Annotated in this window: 27 protein-coding genes; 11 read left to right on the top strand and 16 right to left on the bottom strand. The window is 42.0% G+C overall.

Annotated elements, in window-relative coordinates:
* The first annotated feature begins 54 nt into the window (after positions 1–54).
* Both H6H03_RS22480 and aspS read left to right on the top strand, forming a co-directional pair.
* Positions 55–201 carry a hypothetical protein gene (locus H6H03_RS22480; RefSeq protein ID WP_190957291.1) on the top strand — a complete coding sequence of 49 codons (147 nt, stop codon included), beginning with the start codon at positions 55–57 and terminating at the stop codon, positions 199–201.
* A gap of 5 nt (positions 202–206) precedes the next feature.
* Positions 207–1,994 (top strand): aspartate--tRNA ligase, encoded by a 1,788-nt coding sequence (aspS, locus tag H6H03_RS22475; RefSeq protein ID WP_190957290.1) that lies wholly within the window; start codon positions 207–209, stop codon positions 1,992–1,994.
* Between the two features lie 144 nt (positions 1,995–2,138).
* Here the strand turns inward: aspS and H6H03_RS22470 are convergent, their stop codons facing one another.
* The 4 genes from H6H03_RS22470 to H6H03_RS22455 all read right to left on the bottom strand — a co-directional run bounded on the left by H6H03_RS22470 (position 2,139) and on the right by H6H03_RS22455 (position 3,459).
* Positions 2,139–2,336, bottom strand: coding sequence for a type II toxin-antitoxin system HicA family toxin (locus tag H6H03_RS22470; protein WP_096541078.1), 198 nt, complete (start codon positions 2,334–2,336; stop codon positions 2,139–2,141).
* A gap of 3 nt (positions 2,337–2,339) precedes the next feature.
* A complete protein-coding gene (locus H6H03_RS22465; protein ID WP_190957289.1) occupies positions 2,340–2,582 on the bottom strand; it encodes a DUF1902 domain-containing protein in 243 nt (80 codons plus the stop codon).
* 119 nt (positions 2,583–2,701) lie between these two features.
* Positions 2,702–3,064, bottom strand: coding sequence for a hypothetical protein (locus tag H6H03_RS22460; protein ID WP_190957288.1), 363 nt, complete (start codon positions 3,062–3,064; stop codon positions 2,702–2,704).
* Positions 3,065–3,096: 32 nt separating this feature from the next.
* On the bottom strand, positions 3,097–3,459 hold the full coding sequence (locus H6H03_RS22455; protein ID WP_190957287.1) for a papain fold toxin domain-containing protein: 363 nt from the start codon (positions 3,457–3,459) through the stop codon (positions 3,097–3,099).
* A 311-nt stretch (positions 3,460–3,770) separates the two neighbouring features.
* Between H6H03_RS22455 and H6H03_RS22450 the strand changes: the two genes are divergently transcribed.
* Both H6H03_RS22450 and H6H03_RS22445 read left to right on the top strand, forming a co-directional pair.
* Positions 3,771–4,319: a hypothetical protein gene (locus H6H03_RS22450; protein WP_190957286.1), complete on the top strand. Its 549-nt coding sequence runs from the start codon at positions 3,771–3,773 to the stop codon at positions 4,317–4,319.
* 26 nt (positions 4,320–4,345) lie between these two features.
* Positions 4,346–4,654 carry a hypothetical protein gene (locus H6H03_RS22445; protein WP_190957285.1) on the top strand — a complete coding sequence of 103 codons (309 nt, stop codon included), beginning with the start codon at positions 4,346–4,348 and terminating at the stop codon, positions 4,652–4,654.
* Positions 4,655–4,807: 153 nt separating this feature from the next.
* On the opposite strand, the gene H6H03_RS22440 is transcribed toward H6H03_RS22445, so the two are convergent.
* Both H6H03_RS22440 and rimI read right to left on the bottom strand, forming a co-directional pair.
* Positions 4,808–7,276, bottom strand: a complete 2,469-nt coding sequence (locus tag H6H03_RS22440) for an ATP-dependent Clp protease ATP-binding subunit (RefSeq protein ID WP_190957284.1) — start codon at positions 7,274–7,276, stop codon at positions 4,808–4,810.
* A gap of 388 nt (positions 7,277–7,664) precedes the next feature.
* Positions 7,665–8,276 (bottom strand): ribosomal protein S18-alanine N-acetyltransferase, encoded by a 612-nt coding sequence (gene rimI, locus H6H03_RS22435; RefSeq protein WP_190957283.1) that lies wholly within the window; start codon positions 8,274–8,276, stop codon positions 7,665–7,667.
* Positions 8,277–8,594: 318 nt separating this feature from the next.
* Between rimI and lysA the strand changes: the two genes are divergently transcribed.
* From lysA to H6H03_RS22420, 3 genes are all read left to right on the top strand, one after another.
* Positions 8,595–10,025, top strand: a complete 1,431-nt coding sequence (gene lysA, locus H6H03_RS22430; protein WP_190957282.1) for a diaminopimelate decarboxylase — start codon at positions 8,595–8,597, stop codon at positions 10,023–10,025.
* A 132-nt stretch (positions 10,026–10,157) separates the two neighbouring features.
* On the top strand, positions 10,158–11,081 hold the full coding sequence (gene cdaA, locus H6H03_RS22425) for a diadenylate cyclase CdaA (RefSeq protein WP_190957281.1): 924 nt from the start codon (positions 10,158–10,160) through the stop codon (positions 11,079–11,081).
* On the top strand, positions 11,078–11,827 hold the full coding sequence (locus H6H03_RS22420) for an isoprenyl transferase (RefSeq protein WP_190957280.1): 750 nt from the start codon (positions 11,078–11,080) through the stop codon (positions 11,825–11,827). Before cdaA ends, H6H03_RS22420 begins: the two co-directional genes overlap by 4 nt.
* A gap of 485 nt (positions 11,828–12,312) precedes the next feature.
* On the opposite strand, the gene H6H03_RS22415 is transcribed toward H6H03_RS22420, so the two are convergent.
* Together H6H03_RS22415 and H6H03_RS22410 are read right to left on the bottom strand one after the other, a co-directional pair.
* Positions 12,313–12,585 carry a DUF3143 domain-containing protein gene (locus H6H03_RS22415; RefSeq protein ID WP_190957279.1) on the bottom strand — a complete coding sequence of 91 codons (273 nt, stop codon included), beginning with the start codon at positions 12,583–12,585 and terminating at the stop codon, positions 12,313–12,315.
* Positions 12,586–12,714: 129 nt separating this feature from the next.
* The gene (locus tag H6H03_RS22410; RefSeq protein WP_190957278.1) at positions 12,715–13,233 is read right to left on the bottom strand and encodes a J domain-containing protein; all 519 of its coding nucleotides are present in this window, start codon (positions 13,231–13,233) and stop codon (positions 12,715–12,717) included.
* 149 nt (positions 13,234–13,382) lie between these two features.
* Between H6H03_RS22410 and H6H03_RS22405 the strand changes: the two genes are divergently transcribed.
* Positions 13,383–13,742 (top strand): type II toxin-antitoxin system Phd/YefM family antitoxin, encoded by a 360-nt coding sequence (locus H6H03_RS22405; protein WP_190957277.1) that lies wholly within the window; start codon positions 13,383–13,385, stop codon positions 13,740–13,742.
* Positions 13,739–14,038, top strand: a complete 300-nt coding sequence (locus H6H03_RS22400) for a type II toxin-antitoxin system RelE/ParE family toxin (RefSeq protein ID WP_190957276.1) — start codon at positions 13,739–13,741, stop codon at positions 14,036–14,038. Before H6H03_RS22405 ends, H6H03_RS22400 begins: the two co-directional genes overlap by 4 nt.
* Here the strand turns inward: H6H03_RS22400 and H6H03_RS22395 are convergent.
* A complete protein-coding gene (locus H6H03_RS22395) occupies positions 14,035–15,030 on the bottom strand; it encodes a DnaJ C-terminal domain-containing protein (RefSeq protein ID WP_190957275.1) in 996 nt (331 codons plus the stop codon). The genes H6H03_RS22400 and H6H03_RS22395 overlap by 4 nt on opposite strands.
* Before the next feature lie 172 nt (positions 15,031–15,202).
* On the bottom strand, positions 15,203–17,302 hold the full coding sequence (gene dnaK, locus H6H03_RS22390) for a molecular chaperone DnaK (RefSeq protein ID WP_190957274.1): 2,100 nt from the start codon (positions 17,300–17,302) through the stop codon (positions 15,203–15,205).
* 259 nt (positions 17,303–17,561) lie between these two features.
* Here dnaK and H6H03_RS22385 point away from each other — a divergent pair, with 259 nt between their 5' ends.
* Positions 17,562–18,410 (top strand): M28 family peptidase, encoded by an 849-nt coding sequence (locus H6H03_RS22385; protein WP_190957273.1) that lies wholly within the window; start codon positions 17,562–17,564, stop codon positions 18,408–18,410.
* Between the two features lie 226 nt (positions 18,411–18,636).
* Here the strand turns inward: H6H03_RS22385 and H6H03_RS22380 are convergent, their stop codons facing one another.
* From H6H03_RS22380 to H6H03_RS22365, 4 genes are all read right to left on the bottom strand, one after another.
* Positions 18,637–19,074 (bottom strand): hypothetical protein, encoded by a 438-nt coding sequence (locus tag H6H03_RS22380; protein WP_190957272.1) that lies wholly within the window; start codon positions 19,072–19,074, stop codon positions 18,637–18,639.
* Between the two features lie 580 nt (positions 19,075–19,654).
* Positions 19,655–20,035 (bottom strand): endonuclease domain-containing protein, encoded by a 381-nt coding sequence (locus H6H03_RS22375; protein WP_190957271.1) that lies wholly within the window; start codon positions 20,033–20,035, stop codon positions 19,655–19,657.
* A 68-nt stretch (positions 20,036–20,103) separates the two neighbouring features.
* Positions 20,104–20,559: a Kelch repeat-containing protein gene (locus H6H03_RS22370; protein WP_190957270.1), complete on the bottom strand. Its 456-nt coding sequence runs from the start codon at positions 20,557–20,559 to the stop codon at positions 20,104–20,106.
* Between the two features lie 25 nt (positions 20,560–20,584).
* Positions 20,585–21,142 carry a hypothetical protein gene (locus tag H6H03_RS22365; protein WP_190957269.1) on the bottom strand — a complete coding sequence of 186 codons (558 nt, stop codon included), beginning with the start codon at positions 21,140–21,142 and terminating at the stop codon, positions 20,585–20,587.
* 133 nt (positions 21,143–21,275) lie between these two features.
* Between H6H03_RS22365 and H6H03_RS22360 the strand changes: the two genes are divergently transcribed.
* On the top strand, positions 21,276–21,827 hold the full coding sequence (locus H6H03_RS22360; protein WP_190957268.1) for a Uma2 family endonuclease: 552 nt from the start codon (positions 21,276–21,278) through the stop codon (positions 21,825–21,827).
* A 114-nt stretch (positions 21,828–21,941) separates the two neighbouring features.
* On the opposite strand, the gene H6H03_RS22355 is transcribed toward H6H03_RS22360, so the two are convergent.
* Positions 21,942–22,907, bottom strand: coding sequence for a DMT family transporter (locus H6H03_RS22355; RefSeq protein ID WP_190957267.1), 966 nt, complete (start codon positions 22,905–22,907; stop codon positions 21,942–21,944).
* Between the two features lie 38 nt (positions 22,908–22,945).
* Entirely contained in the window at positions 22,946–23,146 is a 201-nt protein-coding gene (locus H6H03_RS22350; protein WP_242057908.1) for an EamA family transporter, read from the bottom strand.
* Between the last annotated feature and the right edge of the window lie 71 nt (positions 23,147–23,217).

Below are 23,217 nucleotides of genomic sequence, written 5' to 3'. Positions count from 1 at the left end.
ACAAAGTATGTAGAGATGTGGTGTTGCCATGTCTCTACATTAATTTATGGCGATATGGCAGGCAACAGGCAACAAGCAGTAGGCAACATTGAGATTATTCCGTTTTTTCTGGAACTGGAACTACTACAATTACTATTGATGCTAGATAATGGGGAAGCTTTGACATTTATTTGCCAATCTAGCCCTGGAAACAAGAACTAACAATTATGCGAACTCACTATTGCGGCGAAGTCCGAAAAGAACATATTGGAGAAACTGTTACCTTTTACGGATGGATAGACCGTCGCCGCGATCATGGGGGCGTGATATTTTTAGATTTACGCGATCGCTCTGGTATTGTTCAAATTGTCAGCGATCCGCAACGCACCCCTGATTCCTATGAACAGGCAAATGCCCTGCGAAATGAATATGTTGTTCAAATCACTGGTAGGGTGACGCAACGCCCCCAAGAATCTCTAAATCCCCGTCTACCCACAGGTGAAGTAGAGATTTACGCAGATAAAATTCAACTACTCAACGCTGTCCGCAAACAGTTACCTTTCCAAGTTTCGGTAGCTGACAGCGAAACAGTACGGGAAGACTTGCGGCTGAAATATCGTTATTTAGATTTGCGACGCGAACGCATGGCAAAAAATTTGCAACTGCGTCATCAAATTGTCAAAGCTATGCGCCGTTACCTGGAAGATTTGGAAGGTTTCATCGAAGTCGAAACCCCAATACTCACCCGTTCTACTCCCGAAGGCGCTAGGGATTATATCCTACCCAGCCGCGTCAACCCTGGTGAATGGTTTGCTCTACCACAATCACCACAGCTATTTAAACAATTGCTGATGGTATCCGGCTTGGATAGATATTATCAAATTGCCCGTTGCTTCCGGGATGAAGATTTACGCGCCGACAGACAACCAGAATTCACCCAGTTGGACATGGAAATGAGTTTCATGTCCCAAGAAGAAATTATCGAACTCAACGAAAAGTTAGTTTGCCATATCTTCAAAACGGTTAAAGGCATTGAATTACAACGGCCTTTTCCCCGTCTCACCTACGCCGAAGGAATGGAACGCTACGGTAGCGACAAACCAGATACCCGTTATGGTTTGGAATTAGTTAACGTCTCGGATATCGTCAAAGACTCTGGCTTCAAAGTCTTTCGAGACACTGTAATCAATGGGGGTATCGTCAAAATCCTACCTATTCCCAACGGCAACGATGTAATTTCTAATGTCCGCATTAAACCAGGTGGTGATTTATTTAAAGAAGCCAGCGAAGCCGGTGCTAAAGGTTTAGCTTATATCCGGGTGAGAGACGATGGCGAAATTGACACCATTGGCGCAATTAAAGACAACCTCAGCGAAGAACAAAAACAGGAAATTCTCCGACGCACAGGTGCTAAAGCTGGACATTTGTTATTATTCGGGGCTGGCGATGCTGCCACCGTTAATAAAACTTTGGATAGATTGCGGCAAGTTATTGCTAGGGAATTTGGATTAATCGATCCAGAAAAAATTAACTTGCTGTGGATTACAGATTTCCCCATGTTTGAGTGGAACGCCGACGAAAAACGTCTCGAAGCACTGCACCACCCGTTTACAGCACCCCACCCTGATGATTTGAGCGATTTAAAAACTGCACGCGCCCAAGCTTACGACTTGGTACTCAACGGCGTGGAAGTTGGCGGTGGAAGTCTGCGGATTTATCAGCGAGAAATTCAACAACAGGTATTTGATGCGATCGGTTTGTCTCCTGAAGAAGCACAAAATAAATTTGGCTTTTTGTTGGAAGCATTTGAATATGGTACACCGCCTCATGGTGGCATCGCCTACGGTTTAGACCGTTTAGTAATGTTGCTAACTGGGGAAGAATCGATTCGGGATGTGATTGCTTTTCCGAAAACGCAACAAGCCCGTTGTTTGTTAACAGATGCACCTTCTGGTGTCGATGTCAAGCAACTCAAAGAATTGCACGTTGCTTCAACATATAAGCCTAAATCCTAACAAAACACAAGGAAAGCAAAAAAATCAGTAGGGTGTGTTATGCCGCAGGCTAACGCACCACTAGTAAATTAAGGTGCGTTATGAAGACGGCAATAACGCAGTCTACAGTACTTGATACAGTACGCGACTCATACTTATTTTTTATCAAAATGCTTTTGGTAATCCTGCTTGTTTCAAAACAGCATTAGCAGTATGACGCGACTTGATAGAACCATCTACTACAAACCGATGGTCTGAAATTGGACTATACCAAATTTCATGGTCTCCCTTGCCTTGTCTTTCAAAGTAACAACCAGCTTCAGTAAGAATCTTTTTCAATTCAGCAGTAAAAGACGCACCCATTTATCAAGCCACCTGAATTAACTCTTGTCGATGGCTGATTAACTCAAAAGTAATTGAGCCTACATAGTCAGAGCGTATTATTCCATTCAGAACAATAAGTTCTGGAATCATTACTCGAAGCTTTTCCGTGAGAATTTCTATACTAGAAGCTTCTGTTGCTAATCCTGGCACATCTGAGCTAGTTGCAACCCAAACCTCAGCATCTTTATCCCAAAATGCTTCGACTTTAAACGTCATTTGTGTCATTATCAAGCGTTTTGTCGAATTTGCAACGGTAGTTATATTTTACAGCAGCTTTTAGAAGTAACGTATGTTATGCCTTAGGCTAATCCACCACCAGCAAATTAAGGTGCGTTACGAAGACATCAACTTTTAGTACTGACTTCATAACTAGCAGTTACCTTCTGTTGATGTTCTAAACTTTTGTCTCGATTTTGAAACTCATCTAACAACCGATAAAAAGTATTAAAACCTTCTTGTTCATTCCCACAGTGGAGCATGATAATTTTTGCCCAAGAGTTAGAAGTTGACACATGATATTTTTTCTGTACCCAAGGCTGAAAATTTTCATGGAAATCATCTTCCCATACTGTGGGTTCAATATCCAACTCTCCTCTAGCAAATTCATATCCAACAAGAAAATGAAATAAATCACTTACCGAAGCCTTACCAATATACATCCCCGGCTTAGTTTTAATTTTTTGTAAAACTTCATATAGTCCGCCCATATCAAACCCCCATTTCAGGCTACAAAACTATTTTATAACTGTGGTAATTCTTGAACTATAAATTGTTCACTTGGACAGCTAAAATCATTAACCCAATCTTCTTTCGTCAATCCATCTGTTGAGAGATTATCGAATACTCGACCGCGAACTTCTACGCCGTAGTGTTTCCCATTAAGTGTAATTGACTCATTTATCCCACGACGCTCCAAGCGCTTACTCAGAATATAATATTCTTTACGCTTTTTCGTCCTCAGAAAAATAATTTTTCCCTCAATACCATTTTCTTTTAACCATTGCATGACAGCTATAGCGCATTCGTCACATTTATACAGGTTAAATTTTGCGACTATTTTACCGACTTCCTGATAAATATCGTCATCAGATAACTGACTCACCTACTTACCCCGACATATAATAAATGCACAAATAATAGTACCTGCGTTTTCTTAGGAGTTCGACGGATAGGAAACCACAAAAATCTTGCTATGTATGCATTTGCTGAACTGGGCATTTACGGCAGCGATCGCTAAGATTGATTCAGAAGTGGCAAAAAGCACTTCATATATCAGCATAAGAATGCTACAATTTGAGACAATCTGAAATTAGTAAGGTTTTTTACTAAAAAGCTTGCTCTATCAAGCTATTAGTATCCTTTTTTTAGCAGGATTAAGTTTTAGTCAAATCTTAAAATTAGATTAAATAATTTATGAGTTTCTTTAATTTCTGGAATCCGCCAATCTTTGATACTTCGCCAATCTTTGATCCTTTTGGAGTCAAAGAAATTGGAGAAAGAGCAAAAGACGGTATAAAGGCTTTAGACAAGCTTTCAGAAGCCCATAAGTATTTTGCTGAAACTTTCAAAGAAATAGTTACTTACTTATTCCCGGACCTAAAAGAAAAAGGTGGATTGTTGCCAGCTCTTTCGGGTTTCACAGGTACTGTTGTAAGTCAAGTAAGGATAGCTACTGCTACTGTAGGTACAGGATTAATAGTCACAAATCATGTTGCAGATGGTGTGAAAAAGAGTACTTTAATAGATAAAATTGATAAAAAATATAAACAAAACCTTCAACTAACCTTTGATCAAATAGATGAAGCTCGTGCGAAGTTTAAATCAGATATTAAGGAAGTTTTAGGAGAAGTTGATATTTCCTTAGAAAAAAGAATTGATCAAATCTCCTCTACTGTTAAGGAAACAATATCAGAAATTTATTTGGAAGTTAAGCTGAATGCCTTATTTATTTCGCTCCATTAACATATAATGAGAAGTTTTGGGAACTTGTGAGTCAGTCTGCTCTACCACTATCGCTTTGTCTAGGATTACCGCGTAAGAATGATTTACTAAATGGGTTATTTCTTAACTGTACTACTGATGATACTTTTCAATTAGAAACTTTTCAATTAAAAATTGAAGACTCTACGACCAATAATGCTAATTCATTAGAAATTGAAAACTCCACTACCGATAATACGGATAAATTAGGAATAGTCAAGAGTGAGCGTGTTTTAAAAGAGACTCAATATTTACAAACCCTCGCTTTTTGCACATATCTTGTCCAATACCTTTTTATCTTTTTGAATAACTACTGAACTTTGCTTAAAAACTTTAAGCCAGACACAGTTAAAATATTCAAATTAATTTAAATTTTTTGTCTCATAGAGTCAGTAAAAAAACGGTAGAGGAATAAACACTCTACCGCTTTCTAATTTTTTATTTGAGATTAAAATCCCAAATTTGAAATCTTACTCAACGCCTTGGGGTAACAATTCCCGACGCTCTTGAGCGCTCACCTGAACAGTACCGTTCTCATCAACATCAACGAAGGCTACATCGCCATCCTTGATGCGACCAGAGAGGATTTCTTCTGCGAGGCTATCTTCTAACAAGCGCATAATCGCTCGGCGTAATGGTCTTGCGCCGTAGCTGGGACTGTAACCTTCTTGGATTAAACGATCCTTGAAGCGATCGCTGACTTCTAAGGTGATACCTTTTTCTGTTAGACGACCGAATACTTCCTTGAGCATGATTTCGGCGATTTGGGTCACCTCTGGCTTGCTCAACTGACGGAAGACGATAATTTCATCGAGTCGGTTGAGGAACTCTGGACGGAAGTATTGTTTCAATTCTTCGTTCACCAAGGAGCGAATCCGGTTGTAAGCTGACTCGGTAACATCTTCGGAGAACTCAAAGCCAATACCGCTGCCGCCTTTTTCAATTACCTTAGAACCAATATTGGAAGTTAAAATCAGCAAGGTGTTCTTAAAGTCCACCGTGCGACCTTTGGCATCAGTTAACCGACCGTCTTCCAAAATTTGCAGCAGCATGTTAAATACATCGGGGTGCGCTTTTTCGATTTCGTCGAATAGCACCACGGTGTAAGGACGCCGCCGCACGGCTTCGGTTAGTTGACCACCTTCGTTATAACCAACATAACCTGGAGGCGAACCGATCAGCTTGCTGACGGTGTGACGCTCCATGTATTCGGACATATCTAAGCGGATCATGGCTTCTTCGGAACCGAAGAAGTAAGCAGCTAAGGATTTCGCTAACTCGGTTTTACCTACACCAGTAGGCCCGGAGAAGACGAAACTAGCAATGGGTCGATTGGGATTCTTCAAACCGACACGAGCGCGACGAATAGCGCGTGAAACTGCTTTCACAGCTTCGTCTTGACCAATCAAACGCTGGTGCAAGGTGTCTTCCATGTGCAGCAGCTTTTCAGATTCGGATTCGGTGAGTTTGTTCACCGGTACCCCAGTCCAAGAAGCGACAATGTGGGCAATGTCTTCTTCTGTAACTACGGGTTCTTCACTTTCAGAGCCAGTTGCATTGGTCTTGCTTTGAGCGATCGCTCGGATTTCGGCTTTGATTTCCATCTCCCGATCGCGCAATTCCCCAGCTTTATCGAAGTCTTGAGAACGTACTGCATCATCTTTTTCTTTTAAGATTTGACGCAGTTCTTTGTCTAATTCCTTCGCTGCGGGTGGAAGTTGGGAATTAATCAACCGCACCCGTGAACCAGCTTCATCCACCAAGTCGATGGCTTTATCTGGTAGGTAGCGATCGCTAATATAACGGTCTGACAATTTCGCCGCCGCCACCAATGCTTCGTCGGAGATTTTCAGCTTGTGGTGTTGCTCGTAGCGATCGCGCAAACCATACAAAATTTCAATTGTTTCATCTACACTGGGTTCGCCCACCATTACTGGTTGGAAACGGCGCTCTAGGGCTGCATCCCGTTCGATGTGTTTGCGATATTCATCTAGGGTTGTCGCACCGATGCATTGCAACTCACCTCTGGCCAAAGCTGGCTTGAGGATATTGGCGGCGTCGATGGCACCTTCGGCTGCACCTGCACCAATTAGGGTGTGAACTTCATCAATTACCAGGATGACGTTACCCGCAGAGCGGATTTCATCCATGATTTTTTTCAAACGTTCTTCAAATTCACCCCGGTACTTGGTACCTGCTACCAGCAAACCGATATCCAGTGTGACTACGCGTTTATCTTCCAGAATGTCAGGGACATCTTTGTTGGCAATGCGTGAAGCTAAACCTTCAGCAATTGCTGTTTTACCAACACCTGGTTCCCCAATCAGCACTGGGTTATTTTTTGTCCGGCGACCCAATATCTGAATCACCCGCTCAATTTCTTTGGCGCGTCCTACTACAGGATCGAGCTTGTTGTCTGTGGCCATTTGGGTCAGGTTAGAGCCAAATTCATCCAGAGTCGGGGTTTTTGTGCGACCTGATGAACCGCCTGGTGAAACTTCAGCAGTTTCTCCCAACATGCGGATGACTTGGGTTCTCACCTTAGATAGATCCACACCGAGGTTTTCTAGCACCCTGGCTGCTACACCTTCCCCTTCGCGGATTAGGCCCAACAGCAGATGCTCGGTGCCAATGTAGTTATGCCCCAGTTGGCGTGCTTCTTCCAAGGAGAGTTCTAGAACTCGCTTTGCCCGTGGCGTAAACGGAATTTCCACGGCCACAAAGCCCGATCCCCGGCCTATAATTTTTTCAACTTCAATCCGAGCATCTTTGAGATTGACGCCCATTGATTTCAGCACCTTCGCGGCCACACCGGTGCCTTCACCAATCAGACCCAGGAGGATCTGCTCAGTGCCGACAAAATTGTGGCCTAAACGGCGGGCCTCTTCTTGGGCCAGCATGATTACCTTAATGGCTTTTTCTGTGAAGCGTTCAAACATGGCTTTATCCCATCACCTGCGTCGTGCCGGTACGCTGATTTTAGCACAGGCTAAGCTTTTGGACGCCTGTATAACAGATTATAGACATCCAAAGCTTCTGATTTAGGTTTATGCGGAAATTACTACCTTGCGACTACTTTCTTGTGGCTGGTGTACTGAGGAGCTTTAGTCTACCAGCCTTTTTGGGATTTATGACGAATAGCTAACTGTTAATTTTAAGAGTTTATTAGTTTATCCCAAACATTTATTATTAACACATTTATTTATATTAATCAAGACATAAATATTAACATAGCTTTTGCTTATTTAAAAAATATCTACTATGAAATATTTAAATATAATAAGAGACAGCAAAGTTACACTTTTTTGCTGAAGCTTTTGTCATTGGTCATTTGTTTTTCTTTGCGTCAGAGCATCCCTGTGTCCCCGCGTCTTCCCATGCCCCATTCCCTTTAAAAACCAACTTCCAAGAAGATTTGCTCAAGCGATCGCTAACAATAGAATGCCAGTGGTCTAAAGTTGTGTGAAATTTCGGGTGTTGGAGGTCACCAAGCCAGAGAACGAGTGCATCTTCGCCGTTATCTTGGTAATAACCCCGACGGCGACCTGCTGTTTTGAAGCCAAATTTTTGATATAAAGATATAGCCCCTAAGTTAGAAGCTCGCACTTCGAGGGTGGCTCGCTCTAAACCGCGATCGCAGGCTGTCTTGATGAGTGAATATAGTAAAGCCTGTCCTAAACCTTGGCGCTGATATTGGGGATGAACCGCCAAAATTGTAATGTGAGCTTCGTCTAAAATTGACCAAAAGCAACCCATTCCCAGAAGTCTGGAATTAGAGACAGGGGAAAACAAACCCAACAAATCGCTGTTGGGACTATCCAACTCTCGTTGGTAACCCTCCATTGTCCACAGACCACCAAAACAAGCTTGATCTAGTTGCAGTAATGCACTTAGATGCTCTTTGTTGAGTAATTGAATTTCTAAGTCTAATAAGCTCACATTTATTAAGAGGGAACAGGGAACAGGGAATAGGCAAAAGGCAACAGGCAACAGGCAACAGGGGCTGTATATGATTGGGGATTTAAACTCCACCATCCAGGTTTGTTGGGTGTAAGCGGACGGCTCAAGACCCTGCATCATCAGGGAACGAACGAGCAACAAACATCTCCTTGCGTCAAATTTTTTTGATGTTGCCCCTTGCGCGTTGCCTTTTCCCTCTTTTGAAGAGAGTTGAATAAGATTACAAACCCTTTGTAAACTGGGAAACGGGAGACTCACTCACCCCGGTATTTTGAACAAGGACAATTAATTATAGTTATGGTATCGACTCACCCCACTGGGGTTCAACATTCTGGAAGTCAATATTTACCTCCAAGGCGCAGCAGCCAAGCAAATTCCTCGCCTAATCAGGAACTTTTACCCTTAACAGCCAGAGTTCATAATCATGACTTCTTGGAAATTGGTGGGTGTGATGTCACAACCCTAGTTAAGCAGTTTGGTTCACCTTTGTATATTTTAGATGAAGAAACCCTGCGTTTGGGTTGTCAGCAATACCGAGATGCTTTTAAGCAATACTACAAAGGCGAATCTCAAGTATTGTATGCCTCAAAAGCTTGGAATTGTCTAGCTATTTGTGCGATCGCTGCTTCTGAGGGTTTAGGAATCGATGTCGCATCAGGCGGTGAACTTTACACTGCCCTGCAAGCAGGCGTCAATCCTGAGAAAATCTATCTTCATAGCAACAATAAATCTCGTGAAGAATTGATTTTTGCCACAGAAGTCGGCTGCACTATTGTGGTGGATAATTGGCACGAGTTACGTACTTTGGTGGAAATTGTTGAGACAGCAAATGCCCCTGACCTACAGCCTAGATTTTTGTTGCGTCTGACGCCGGGTATTGAATGTCACACACATGAGTATATCCGCACGGGGCAACTAGATAGTAAATTTGGTTTTGACCCAAATGAGTTAGAGGAATTATTTACTTTTGTCAGTAAACAATCTGTCCTTAAGTGCGTAGGGTTACATGCTCATATTGGCTCTCAAATTTTTGAGCGCCAACCGCATCGAGATTTAGCTGCTCTCATGGTGCAGTGGTTCCGCGATGCAGCGAAGTATGGGTTAAATTTGACAGAGTTAAATGTCGGTGGTGGTTTAGGGATTAAGTATATAGAATCAGACGATCCCCCTAGCATTGAAGAGTGGGTGAAACCGATTTGCGAGGTAATTCAAGAAGCTTGTGCAGCCGAAAATTTACCCTTGCCAAAATTACTTTGTGAACCGGGGCGATCGCTAATTGCCACGGCTTGCGTTACAGCCTACACTATTGGTTCATCCAAAGTTATCCCCGAAATTCGCACCTACGTAGCAATTGATGGAGGCATGTCTGACAACCCACGTCCGATTACTTATCAATCAGTTTATCGGGCGGTAGTTGCCAATAAAATGTCCTCTCCCCTAAGCGAAACCGTCACAATTGCTGGTAAACATTGTGAATCAGGAGATATTCTAATTAAAAATGCTCTACTCCCAAAGACAGAACCGGGAGATATTCTCGTAGTTATGGGAACTGGTGCGTACAATTACAGTATGGCATCTAACTACAACCGCTTGCCGCGATCGGCAGCAGTGGTAGTGGCGAATGGTGAAGCAAATTTAATTTTGCAACGTGAAACTTATCAAGACTTAATTCGGCAAGATCGCCTACCCGAAAGACTGAAAAATCAAGAGTTAGGAGTTAATAGTTAGAAGTTAGGAGTTGTGAATTTTAAGTTATGAGTTGTCAATTAAAGTTTTTTTCATAACTCCTAACTCATAACTCCTAACTCATAACTCCTAACTCTCAATCGTAATTAGCGGCAAAAGTGTAATCCAGATGTCATGAGAGATTGGTGGAAGCAATGGCTGATAAACCTGGGATGGTCACAGTCCTTGCTGCTTGGGACTCTGGATATTGTATTAGTGCTGGCGCTGACGTACATGATACTAGTTATTATTAGCGAGCGTCGGACACTATGGATGGTGCGGGGATTCATTGTTTTGATGCTAGCCTCAGCACTAAGTAACAGATTCGGCCTACCCTTGCTAAATTTTGTTTTGGAAAAATTGGTGATTGGTTGTGCTGTGGCGATGGCAGTTGCTCTGCAATCAGAGTTTCGGCGGTTTTTAGAGCAATTGGGGCGCGGCGAATTTCGTTTGCTGTTCCAACCCGATCGCTTGGCAATCCCCAAATCTGATAGTGTAATTGATGAAATTGTTGAAGCTGTTAAAGAATTGTCAAAAAACCGCATTGGAGCTTTACTAATTTTGGAAACCACAGGCCCGATTGATGAGCGGGATTTTTCTGTGCCAGGAGTAAAGCTAAACGCGGAAGTTTCTAAAGAACTAATCCAAACAATTTTTCAGCCGAAAACTTTGTTACACGATGGAGCGACATTAATCCGTGGTTCGCGGATTATAGCATCGGGTATAATTTTACCACTTTCGGGACGCACAGCCTCGCGCCAGCTGGGAACACGCCACCGGGCGGCAATGGGAATTACTGAGCGGGTCGAAAACTGCATTTGTGTCGTTGTATCAGAAGAAACGGGTTCTATTTCCTTAGCGGAGCGGGGAACCCTAAATAGACCACTGACAATTAGGAAGCTCAAAGAGTCGTTAGAGGCTGTGTTGTCCCCAACGGTAGATCGGGAAGCTGTTGCTCCTGGTCTTTTGAGCTTGGGTCGTCAGATAGGTGGAAAGGCACTAGCATTGGTTTCACGTTTACTCGGATTACCATCGACCGCTTCTCGAGATAAAAAATGACAGTACAACAAACTAAACTCCAGGATTTGCCCACAGACTTGAAACCAGAGCTATTGCCCCAGCACGTTGCAGTGATTATGGATGGCAATGGTCGGTGGGCTAAACGTCAAGGTCTACCGCGCATTATGGGTCACAAGCGAGGAGTCGATGCTCTCAAGGATTTGCTTCGTTGCTGCAAGGATTGGGGAATCCAAGCACTAACGGCTTATGCTTTTTCCACCGAGAACTGGAAAAGACCCCAGGAAGAAGTAGATTTTTTGATGACTCTTTTCCAAAAAGTTTTACGTCAAGAACTGCGGGAAATGGTTGAAGAGAACGTGCAAATCAAGTTTGTGGGAAATTTACAGGCCTTGCCACGATCGCTCCAACAAGAAATTTCCCGTTCGATGGAAGAAACCAAAAATAACCGCGCTATCAGGTTTTCAGTAGCAACTAATTATGGCGGACGCCAAGAAATTTTACAAGCTTGTCGGGCGATCGCCAAACAAGTCCAACAAGGTTTACTACAACCTGATGAAATTGATGAACAAATATTTGAAAGCCATTTATACACAGCGGGAATTACTGACCCAGATTTGTTAATTCGCACCAGTGGAGAAATGCGTCTTTCTAATTTCCTTCTCTGGCAAATGGCTTACGGGGAAATTTACATCACCGATACTCTCTGGCCGGATTTCGATCGCGCTGAATTTCATCGCGCCTTGTGTGCCTACCAGCAACGGGAGCGGCGGTTTGGAAAAGTTTAAAGAAGGGCATAGGGCATGGGAAAAGAGGAGGCAGAAGCAGAAGTTTTTGAATTTTGAATTGATGTGTCTCCCCCATCTCCCCATCTCCCCATCTCCTTATCTCCCTCACTGGTAATGCTTTGTCTGAAAATACTCTAGCGCGATGCCTGCGGGGGTAAACTACGTAGATTAACGCGAATTTGAGCCATTGCTGTCGAGCCATCAACGACTTCGCCCCTTTGGGACCCTTCCCCACCAAATAGCAGATTTTAGTGCAATACAGTTCAGATAAAACCAAAACACTTGTAGAGACGGCGATTTATCGCGTCTGGTAAACCCAGAGTTTTGTACAGTTAGCCTTTAACTGAACCTTATTGGATTTTAGTGGGGATTCAAATTCAATTATTACGTAGCTTGCTTCTCACGCCTTGGCGAGTATTCCGAATTACGAATTACGAATTACGAATTAGTAATTAGTTGACAGTGTGCTGTACTTACCACTTAGCTTACGGCCCAGAAAACACCGCTTGTTCTATATCTTCCCGACTCAGAGAATACTTAAATGAGCGTTGGATATCTTGCCCATTTTCCCCAGATTGGGTATATCGGACTATGATTTGTTCAACATCAAGCCAAAGTTCAGCTTGCCAACTCGGCCGCTGCACGCGCCAGCAATGTCTGTGTGTTTCATCTTGTTGACAACCTTGGTCTTTTAGCCACTGCTCAATTTGTGGCAGCGGATGATTGTATAAGGGGGTATCTGCGGGAAGAAGAGACATAGGAATTTTGGATTTTGGATTAGGAAATTTTTTAATTTTTAATATTTAATTACCATCAAGGTAATTACAAGAGGTTTCAAGAAGCGTAAAGTACACAAACTCAGTTTGGTATCAAACATTAAGGCTGTTTTACTTCTGACTCCTGAATTGTGTTAGCGCAATCCATTCTGAATTGTGCTGTACAGATAGGTTTGGTTGCTCTAAATGCGTTTGCAAAGCAGTGTCACCACGAGTTAAGCCAATGGCAATTGCTAGTAACAGACAACCTACAAATGTTAACACCAGCATAAATAAAGCGAAGATTTCGCCAGATGAGAGTGGGCGATCGCTAGCATCGAGATAAGCTGATTTTGAGAAGTCATAAGAGGCCGACACCGGATGATTTAAATCAGCAGGTGATTGAATCACGCCAAAACGGGAATAGCCAATTTTTAAATCGTAGCTTAACCGACGTTCTGGATGGCTCAGGGTGGCGTAGGCTTCGTTGAGTTGTTGAAATTTGGCAGTAGCTACAGCAGCAGGCAATTCTGTAGTATCAGGATGATAGCGTTTGCTCAGTTGCCGATAAGCCCGACGAATATCGATTACCGATGCCGAGGGATGCAGTCCTAGCAGGGAGTAATAAGTTGGTTCACTGCTTTGTGCCATTTTCCCTTTCTGATTCACGGCTGTTTGAGTCACTTTGCTCAAAGATATTTTTTTTATTTTAAATCCTTTGTCAATTGCTGAAGACAGTGTGAAGACACAACAAATCTAGCATCTGATAAAATATTTAATAAAGCATTTAATTAGATGCCATGCACGTCAAAATTAATCTCGAAAATATTCAAACTCTCACTGACTTCAAGCGCAATGCCAAGGACTACGTAGAGAGGATCAAGTCCACAAAATCTCCGCTTGTACTAACTGTAAATGGTAAAGCTGAGGTTGTAGTACATGAAGCCCAAGCGTTTCAGCAAATGATAAATCGACTCCAGCACCTTGAAGAAGAACTGCAAAAACTCAAGCTAGAAGCTTTACGCAGTCAGATTGACATTGGAGTTAAGCAACTTGAGACTGGACAATATAGTGAATATGATGAAGAGTCGCTTTCAGCTTTTTTTGCAGACATTAAAGCACGAGGACAGCAAAATTTAGCTGACAGCGATTCTCTATGAGTCGATTTCGGATTTCTACTCAAGCAGCACAAGATATTGAGAATATCTGGAAATATCTAGCCCAGAATAATTTAAAAGCTGCTAATCAAATTTTTGATACTCTACGAGAAAGTTTTCCAAAACTAGCAAAATTTCCGCAAATGGGCAAACAAAGGTCTGAATTGGCTCCTTTGTTGCGGAGTTTTCCGGTGAAAAATTATTTAATTTTTTATCGTCCAATAGACGAAGGCATAGAAATTGTACGCATCTTGCATGGTTCACAAGATGTAGAAACTCTTTTTCAAGATGAAGACTAACCTATTAAGTCAGCGCGGGGTTTAAAGGTTTCGATTTGACGTAATTTTTCGTAAAGTTCTCGTTCTTCTTGACTAATATTTTTCGGTGTCACTATCTGAATTTCCACTAATTGATCGCCACGTTTGCCATCATCATTGGGGTAGCCTTTGTTGCCTAGTCGAAATTTTTGACCAGACCTAACTCCGGCAGGGATGGTCATTTTTACAGGGCCATCGAGGGTGGGTGCTTCTACCTGTCCTCCTAAAACTGCTTCGCTGGGAGTCACAGGTACTTGGCAGAGGATGTTGAAACCATCTAGCTTAAACAATGCATGAGGCTCAACGGTAATTTTTAAGTATAAGTCGCCACCACCAACGCCTTGGTTTCGCAAACGAATAGTTTGACCTGTAACCATCGCTGGAGGCATAGTAACTTCTAGCGATCGCCCATCTTCTAAGCGAATGCGTTCGTTACCACCTTGATAAGCTTTTTCTAATGGTATAGTCAATCGAGCTTCTATATCTCTACGCGCAGTGCGGGGTGGGTTGTTAACTGTGTAGGCAACTTTTGTTCTCGGCGAACGAAACGGATCGCCACTAGCACCATTATTCGAGTTCTTTGCCCCATTGTTATTTTTGACGCCGATAACTTGATTAATAAAGCTTTCAAAGTCGGAAAACTGACTTGGGTCTACTTCCTGCTTATCATTGCGACCGTTAGCACCAGTTTGCCAGCTTTTAGCTTTTGGGGTCTGTTTATTGCCTGCAAAGCCTTTTTGCTTCCAGTAGCGGCTAAACTGGTCGTATTGCGATCGCTTGGCTGGATCTGAAAGCACTTCATAAGCCTCGCCGATATCCTTAAATTTATCCTCGGCTGCTTTATTTCCAGGATTGAGATCGGGGTGATACTGTCTTGCTAACCGCCGATAAACCTTTTTAATTTCCTCATTCGAGGCGTCTTTAGATACTCCTAAAATTTCGTAGTAATCGCGGAAATTCTGCAAATTTTGCATAGCTGAGTTATTTAAATTTTAGATGAATTAAAAGTGAGGAATCAGGAGTTAGAAGTGAGGAGTTAGGAGTGAGGAGTTGAAAGTTTTCAGTTTTCAGTTTTAACTTCTAACTCCTAACTCTTAACTCTTAATTCCTAACTCTTAACTCTTCACTCCTAACTTTTATCAGAAACTACAACCAATCATTGTCTTCTTCATCATCCCAATTATCTTGGTAACTTGGACGAGATTTGCGGGGAGGACGGTTTTCATAGGAGGAAAAACGATTATCTCGGTTATTATCTCGGCTATTATCTCGGTTATAGTCTCTGCCATAGTCTCGGTCTCTGTTATAGTCTCTACTATAAGAGTCGCGATCGCGATATGTATCTCTAAAAGAGTCGCGTTCCCGTTCTTTTTCGCCGCCAGTAAAGATGTCCCGGATAGTGCCAAACAAATCGTCGTCTTCGTCTTCAGCATAATACTGGCGGACTTCTCGATTTAGCTCATACAAAGCATCTTGCAGGTCGGCATAGGCTTGGTCAATACCGCGATCGTCGTTTTCCTTGAGGCTTTCTCGTAATTCTTGGCAAATATTATCAATTCTTTGGCGGCGGTTGCGGGCAAACTGCATCCCAAATTCCAAGGCTACTTCTCTGAGTTGGCGTTCTGCTTGGAAAATCAACGCCTCCGAACGAGTCCGTTTTTCTACTCTTTCTTTACGTTCTCGGTCAACATCGGCGTATTTTTGAGCATCCTGAATCATCCGATTTACTTCTGATTCGCTTAAGGTAGAAGCGCCTTGAATGGTGATACTCTGTTCTCTACCAGTGGTTCTGTCTAAAGCTGTTACCTGTAAAATTCCATTGGCATCGATATCAAAGGATACTTGAATTTGAGGAATACCCCGTGGCGCTGGTGGGATGCCATACAGCTTAAACCGTCCTAAAGACTTGTTATTTGCTGCCATATCTCGTTCGCCCTGGACTACGTGAATTTCCACAGTATTTTGATTATTCTCCGATGTGGAAAATATATCAGAGCGACGTACTGGGATGGTGGTATTGCGGGGAATCAGTTTTTTCATCACGCCGCCGATGGTTTCCAATCCCAAAGATAAAGGTGTAACATCCAAAAGCAGCACATCTTTGAGTTCGCCTGCGAGAATCCCTGCTTGAATGGCTGCACCCACTCCTACTACTTCATCCGGGTTGACATTTTCGTTAGGTTCGATGCCAATCAAATCGCGTACTAGCTGCTTCACCATTGGCATTCTTGTGGAACCGCCAACTAACACAACTTCTTCAATATCTCTAGGTGTGAGTCCGGCGTCTTTGAGGGCGCGTTTAACTGGTGTCCGCAATCGCCCAATCAAATCACCGCATAAGCCTTCAAACTGGGAACGAGTCAGACGAGTTTCCAAATGTTTGGGGCCTTCTTGGTCGGCAGCAATAAAAGGTAAGTTAATATCAGTAACGCTGACAGCAGAAAGTTCAATTTTGGCTTTTTCCGCAGCTTCCATCAGACGTTGCAAAGCTTGGCGATCGCGTCTTAAGTCTACCCCTTCTGTTTCCAGAAATTGCTCTGCTAACCAATCTACTATTACTTTGTCAAAATCATTGCCACCAAGTTGTGTGTCTCCGCTGGTAGCTTTAACTTCAAAAATACCATCACCCACTTCTAAAATCGACACGTCAAAGGTGCCACCACCCAAGTCAAATACTAAGATCGTTTCCGTCTCACCCCGATCTAATCCATAAGCCAAAGATGCAGCAGTTGGTTCATTGAGAATCCGCAGTACTTCTAAACCAGCAATTCTGCCAGCATCACGGGTTGCTTGCCGCTGAGAATCGTTAAAATAAGCGGGTACTGTAATCACTGCCCCTGTCACTGGTTCGCCCAAATAGCGACTAGCATCGTCGGCTAATTTCTTCAGCACCATTGCTGAGATTTCTTCCGGGGCGAAATCTTTATTCAGCCGGGGGCAAGCTATTTTAATATTACCTACTTCGTCTTTGCGAATCGTGTAGGGTACGCGCTTTGATTCTGGACTAAGTTCGCCATACTTGCGCCCGATGAAGCGCTTGACTGCAAAAAATGTATTTTGGGGATTGAGGACGGTTTGTCGCCGTGCCATTTGCCCAACCACCCTTTCGCCATCTTTGCTAAAGCCAACCACGGAGGGGGTTGTTCGCATTCCTTCAGCATTGGCAATCACCACCGGCTTGCCACCCTCCATCACGGCGACTACTGAGTTGGTTGTACCCAAGTCGATGCCGACTACCTTGCCCATGCGTTACTCTTCTCCTAAAGTGTCTTATATATTTATTATGATTGGGTGGAACTACCTCTAGCTTTGTGCTACAGGGTGAAAACACCTCAATGGTATAATAGTCGTCATTAAGGTAGTAAGTTAAAAAGTTCAGCTAGACGAGATAGTTGCAAGACTAGGATAGCATTGACCATGCTTGGTGTGTCCAAGCAGCCTCAATTGTTGTTATCCGGTTAATTGTGTTTACTGTATCTATAAAATTGCTAAATAGTTCACAAATTTGAATTTAACAGAGCGATTACAAACTTCCCTCAATGAGATAGCGCGAGAACGCGATCCTTACATAGCAACAGCTGGCCATTTTTTTGTCCAAGAATATATTCGCCAGCAATTTTCCCAATGGGGAAGTGTGGAAATCCACACCTTCCAAGTTAGGGGTAAAACTTGTAAGAACTTGATTTTAAATTTACCTTCGCAAGGTGGACAGCAAAAAAAAGATTTGCCGCCTATTTTAATTGGTGCCCACTATGATGCTGTCCCTGGAACACCAGGCGCAGATGATAACGCTACAGGTGTAGCAGTGTTGCTGGAATTAGCGAGAAAGTTTGCTGCCGAACCAGTCAGATATCCCTTGAGGCTAGTTGCTTTCGATATGGAAGAATATGGCTTACTGGGTAGCGCTGACTATGCAGCTTTGTTGCGCCAACAAAACCAACAGTTACGTTTAATGATTTCACTAGAGATGCTGGGCTATAAAGATTCTAGAGCCGGTTCTCAAAGCTATCCACCTTTTTTAGACCGCTTCTACCCTAATAGCGGCGATTTTATTGCTTTAATTGGCAATTGGCGGACAATTGGCGATTTAATTGGGATGAGTCGTAGTATTCGTAAAGTTGGCGTACCTAGTCAATGGCTACCCGTACCAAATAGAGGTTTAATAGTTCCACAAACCAGACTTAGCGATCATGCACCTTTTTGGGATTTGGGTTATCCAGCGATGATGGTCACAGATACAGCATTTTTACGGAATCCACATTATCACAAACCTAGTGACACAGTTGCTAGTTTGGATTTAGATTTTCTTAGCGGTGTATGTGAAGGTTTAGAGATGGGAATTAGACAATTTTAAGGGTAGAGACGCGATTCATCGCGCCTGTACAAGAGGATTAAGTAAGGTGGCGATAACAATTCAATTTAGTCGAGGTTAAGAGATATTTTGATTGCCGACAAAAATATCCCCGACTTTTTATAAAAGTCGGGGATCTGATTTCTTGTTTAAGTAGCAGTCATAAACATAATTGACAATGAGAGTATGAAAATTTCTAACTACTACACCCATTTTTAAGGCGGGTGGATTATTGTAGCAAAGGAGTTTTGCCGTTACCGTTAGTTGACGCATTCGCAATTGCAGCTTGAGCAGGTTGGGTAGCAAGAATCGTTGTAACTGGGGTAACTTTTAAACTAGATTGTTTAGTTCGTTTTCGAGTAGAGCCGCCAGCCTTGGAATACTCCATACTTTTTTTGCCGTAGACAGTTGCAACTCCAGTTAGCATTCGTTCAGACATTTCGGAGAGAGCTTCCTCGTTCTGAGCGACTGTTTTACGCGATTCTTCAAGATTGGACAAAAGGGTGTTATGAGCTTCTACGCTTGCACGGGTACTATTGATTAGGTTGTTATAGGCTTCAATACTTAACCCATGTCCTAAATTCAGATTTTCATCAATGGATTTAAGCAAGGCGAGACGACGTTGGGCTTTGTCAACAGTAGCAGAACCACGAGTTCTTAAAGACATGAGGTATCCTTTTTTGATAATCCTTTTTCAAAATAGTGGAGTATCCTTTTGTCTGAGATGGGTAGTTTTGGGGATTTCTTTAATTAAAAGTTCAACGAAATAATTACTAGGTTGCCTGTGTTTTTACTCATTTTTCATATCGATTTTTTGTTTGAGAATAAGTGCGATTGGCAAAAGTAATCGCCAAAATAAAAATTGCAGTCGCAAAATTATAAATGCGACCGCCGAAATAAAAATTGCAGTCGCAAAATCATAAATGCGACCGCCGAAATAAAAATTGCAGTCGCAAAATTATAAATACGACCGCCAAAATAAAAATTGCAGTCGCAAAATCATAAATATGACCGCCAAAATCGAAATTGCAGTCGCAAAATCATAAATACGACTGCTGAAATCATAATTGCGATCGCAAAAGTGATAAATGCAGTCGAATTACCCCCCTTAATCCCCCCTTATAAAGGGGGGAAATAAGAAATCTAGTTCCCTCCCCTTTCTAAGGGGAGGGTTAGGGTGGGGTAATTCGAGAACTGGTAGTAATTCGATAACTTGTGTGTACACCGTAGCCTTTATAAGGGGAGGGTTAGGGTGGGGTAACTTCCCTCAACCTACAAACAACTTCCTTAATCTTCTCCACCACACCATCAATATCTTGATAAACTTCTTGATTCGTAAATCTCAAAAACCTTGTACCCTTTGATTCCAAAAATGCTTGCCTTTCGCGGTCATATTCCGGGACTCCATCTTGATAGTGACTATCACCATCAATTTCTATAGCAAGTCTCAATTCTGAAGAATAAAAATCCACTACAAATTTGTCAATACTGTATTGTCTGCGAAATTTACAGCTTTCAATTTGTTGATTTCTAAGTTTTGCCCAAACTATTTTTTCACATGGCGGCATATTGTTTCTGAGAGCTTGCCGTTTTTGCTTTTCTGAGGTTTGGTTATACAGTTTTGTCATCAGCGTTTTCATATTCCTGGACTCTGCTTATTATTCCCAGGATTACCCCCCTTAGAGTAGATTTTGAATCAGCTGTAAGAACCGCCATCAATTAATAGTTTATCTTTAAACAACACTGCACTATGATGAGAGCGAGGTGTCGGTGATGTTCCAGTAGGGGTAATTACTGACCACTGCCAAGTTTTTAGATTTAGTATATGAACATCAACATCACTAAAAATATATCCTCCATCTTTTGCCTGTTGGTATCCTCCCCAAACTAGCATTTTATCTTCAGCTAAAACAGAATTATGAAAACTTCTTTTGGGAGGAATTTCGCCAGTAACTTGAGGTTGTATCCAAGTCCAAGTTTCTAAATCTAGCAAATGTATATCGTTTAGAGTTTCAAATGTATCATTCTTTTCTCCACCAAAAATAATCATGGAGTTTTGATACAAAATAGCTGAATGCCAGTATCTTGGCTGAGGAGGTTTGCCTTGAATTTTCGGATTTGTCCAGAGAAAGCGTGGATGTTGGGTTTGCATTGGCGTTTTCTGGTAACAACTTTTTTTAATTCATGAGATAAAAGCAGAAAATTTCTGTAAGCTTGCCTTTTTCAAAAGTAAAATTTAAGCCTCCGGGGCTTGGTTCTTCAACTATGTAATTTAAATAGGTGAGTTTTCCCTCTTGGTTTATTTGAGTTTTTCCATAGGTTTTAATTACTTTTGATTGTGTATCACCGATTTTTACTTTATCTATTGTGGAATATTTAGAACTAGTTGTTTTGATTTGATAAACAGTAAATTTATCTGGTTGAGAATCTTCAACTAAATCAACTGTAATACCTGAATATTGAAGAGTACGAACTTTACCAATAGCAGGCATAAAGTCATTTTTGAATTTTACAGGCTTACCTAAAATTTTTCTGACTTGTGCCTCGGACATAGAAAGTTTTACACCACCAATTCCTAGCCGTTCAATAGTTATTTGTCTTGATTGATTCTGAGAAATTTGATAATTAGCAGTGGTAGCAATTACTTGACTATGGGTATAGCTAGTCAAAGGAATAACAAAAGTAGCGATGCCTACGGCTGGCTGCGCCAACGCCAATAAAATTACTCTTAACATAATTACATATTCAACTATAGTTTTAGCCTGTGTATCAGTTTTATCACATACTTTTTGGCGCGTCTTCTGAGTCGGATGCGAACTGCCTTTAAAATGGGAAAATATCAAGAATTATTAGGAGGAATTAATCGTTATGAGTTTGATTGTTGCAAAGTGGACGATCGCAGAATATCACCGGATGATTGAGGCTGGGATTTTGAGCGATCGCAAAGTTGAACTACTCAAAGGAGAAATAGTTGAAATATCGCCGGAAGGAGAACCACACGCTTATTCCAGTAGTGAAGCTGGTGAATATTTAGCAAAATTATTGGGCGAACGTGCTAAAGTTCGTCAAGCTAAACCAATTACCTTACCTAACGATTCAGAACCAGAACCAGATATTGCTATTTTTCAACCTTTAGGACGTGAGTATCGAGAACATCATCCCTATCCAGAAAATATTTTCTGGTTGATTGAATATGCTAATTCCAGTTTAGAAAAAGATTTAGATATCAAAACCAAAATCTACGCCCAAGCAGGTATTTTAGAATATTGGGTTGTCAATCTCAAAAAGCTAAATTTAATTGTATTTCGAGAAATTTTAGACGGAGATTACGCAACGAAACTGACATTAACTAAGGGAATAATTCAACCTCTTGCATTTCCAGATGTTTCTGTTGCAGTAGAACAAATTATTAATAGTTAAGAATCGCTATAGGAATTAGATTTGATTCCTGAAATTATTTGTGTAGGAAGGGTACAGATTTAAGATCAAAAATTCGGTGAAATGGAAAAAATTTAGGTTGGGTTAAGCATCAGGCTACAATTCTTCATCCGTAACTTTCACAACAGATTGACTAGATTGGGCTAGATAAATACCTACTAAAACTATGGCAAAAGCCACCCAGTCAAACAAGCCCACCTGTTCTGAAAAAATGAACCAAGCAAAAATCGAAGCTAAAACTGGTTCGGCTAGAAGGGTGACGGCGACGACTCCTGAAGAGATTCTGCTGAGGCTGTAAGCTAAAAGTCCTTGACCCAAGACTTGGCAGAAAAGGGCTTGAAAAATAATGAAAAACCAACCCAGCCACGAATAGGGGAGTAGTCTATCTTCTAAAAATGGAAGGACGGGTAGGAGGAACATTGTTGTGATTCCACAGCGCCACAGCATGATGGTTGCGGTGCTAAATCGAGACCGGAGTTTTTCTATCAGCAGCATACACGTTGCCATGAAAATCGCAGTCAAAAATGCTAAAGCATCACCAATTATTTGGTCAGTGGCAAATTGCACCTTGTTGATTTCAAATGCGATCGCTCCCAGCAAGGCGATCGCCAAACCAACAACGAATCTATAATCGAAGCGCCGACCGAATAACAGATAACCAGCCAAAGCAACGAACAAGGAATTCAAATTAGACAGCAAAGCCACGTTGGCAACGTTAGTTTGACTCAGCGACCAAGCCCACAAAAGTAGGTAGGTTGCAGCAGCCGTTCCCATTGCTAACAACAGGCAAATTTCTTGTTTGGTTAAAGGCTTGTGTTCGATCGCTTGATTGTCAGACTGTTGGTAGCGGAAAGCTTCAAGTCCATTCCAAAGAGCAAAGACGATTGTAGCAATCCAACTGCGATGAAATACTACAGCATTTGCGCCAATTTCTAGTTGACATAATTTGGTCAGAGATGGCGCCAAAGATATGGGAATAAGGGCGAAAAATAATGACAAAGTTCCTACTAAAGCTGGTGTTAAGGACAACTTTGGTTGTAGGAATGCCTGTTTTATCGTCATATTTTTAGCAAAGTTTTAACAAAAATAGTATTGACTGATTACTGAAATCGTGGTTCGGCTGCAACTTGGCTAGATATGGCTAAGTATAGACCGATTAAAACCACAGCGAAACCCATCAAATTAAAAAAACTTAATTCTTCCGAAAATATGAAGAAAGCAAAAATGCCGCTAAATACTGGCTCTAACAGATGTACTAAAGAGACAACCACAGAGGAAAACTTAGCTAGGCTATATGTCAAAAGCCCGTGACCTACAACTTCGCAGATGGCGGCTTGAGAAATAACCCAAAGCCACCCATTGGCTCAAGAGG

This window comes from Nostoc paludosum FACHB-159 (assembly GCF_014698835.1).
GTDB classification, from domain to species: Bacteria; Cyanobacteriota; Cyanobacteriia; order Cyanobacteriales; family Nostocaceae; genus Nostoc; species Nostoc paludosum.
This window is presented reverse-complemented; position numbering and strand designations above follow the sequence as displayed.

Coding starts and splice junctions, on each gene's coding strand:
- H6H03_RS22480 (WP_190957291.1), top strand. CDS start 55: ATGGCAGGCAACAGGCAACAAGCAGTAGGCAACATTGAGATTATTCCG.
- aspS (WP_190957290.1), top strand. CDS start 207: ATGCGAACTCACTATTGCGGCGAAGTCCGAAAAGAACATATTGGAGAA.
- H6H03_RS22470 (WP_096541078.1), bottom strand. CDS start 2,336: ATGGGTGCGTCTTTTACTGCTGAATTGAAAAAGATTCTTACTGAAGCT.
- H6H03_RS22465 (WP_190957289.1), bottom strand. CDS start 2,582: ATGACACAAATGACGTTTAAAGTCGAAGCATTTTGGGATAAAGATGCT.
- H6H03_RS22460 (WP_190957288.1), bottom strand. CDS start 3,064: ATGGGCGGACTATATGAAGTTTTACAAAAAATTAAAACTAAGCCGGGG.
- H6H03_RS22450 (WP_190957286.1), top strand. CDS start 3,771: ATGAGTTTCTTTAATTTCTGGAATCCGCCAATCTTTGATACTTCGCCA.
- H6H03_RS22440 (WP_190957284.1), bottom strand. CDS start 7,276: ATGTTTGAACGCTTCACAGAAAAAGCCATTAAGGTAATCATGCTGGCC.
- lysA (WP_190957282.1), top strand. CDS start 8,595: ATGGTATCGACTCACCCCACTGGGGTTCAACATTCTGGAAGTCAATAT.
- cdaA (WP_190957281.1), top strand. CDS start 10,158: ATGAGAGATTGGTGGAAGCAATGGCTGATAAACCTGGGATGGTCACAG.
- H6H03_RS22420 (WP_190957280.1), top strand. CDS start 11,078: ATGACAGTACAACAAACTAAACTCCAGGATTTGCCCACAGACTTGAAA.
- H6H03_RS22415 (WP_190957279.1), bottom strand. CDS start 12,585: ATGTCTCTTCTTCCCGCAGATACCCCCTTATACAATCATCCGCTGCCA.
- H6H03_RS22410 (WP_190957278.1), bottom strand. CDS start 13,233: ATGGCACAAAGCAGTGAACCAACTTATTACTCCCTGCTAGGACTGCAT.
- H6H03_RS22405 (WP_190957277.1), top strand. CDS start 13,383: ATGCACGTCAAAATTAATCTCGAAAATATTCAAACTCTCACTGACTTC.
- H6H03_RS22400 (WP_190957276.1), top strand. CDS start 13,739: ATGAGTCGATTTCGGATTTCTACTCAAGCAGCACAAGATATTGAGAAT.
- H6H03_RS22395 (WP_190957275.1), bottom strand. CDS start 15,030: ATGCAAAATTTGCAGAATTTCCGCGATTACTACGAAATTTTAGGAGTA.
- dnaK (WP_190957274.1), bottom strand. CDS start 17,302: ATGGGCAAGGTAGTCGGCATCGACTTGGGTACAACCAACTCAGTAGTC.
- H6H03_RS22380 (WP_190957272.1), bottom strand. CDS start 19,074: ATGTCTTTAAGAACTCGTGGTTCTGCTACTGTTGACAAAGCCCAACGT.
- H6H03_RS22375 (WP_190957271.1), bottom strand. CDS start 20,035: ATGACAAAACTGTATAACCAAACCTCAGAAAAGCAAAAACGGCAAGCT.
- H6H03_RS22370 (WP_190957270.1), bottom strand. CDS start 20,559: ATGCAAACCCAACATCCACGCTTTCTCTGGACAAATCCGAAAATTCAA.
- H6H03_RS22365 (WP_190957269.1), bottom strand. CDS start 21,142: ATGTTAAGAGTAATTTTATTGGCGTTGGCGCAGCCAGCCGTAGGCATC.
- H6H03_RS22360 (WP_190957268.1), top strand. CDS start 21,276: ATGAGTTTGATTGTTGCAAAGTGGACGATCGCAGAATATCACCGGATG.
- H6H03_RS22355 (WP_190957267.1), bottom strand. CDS start 22,907: ATGACGATAAAACAGGCATTCCTACAACCAAAGTTGTCCTTAACACCA.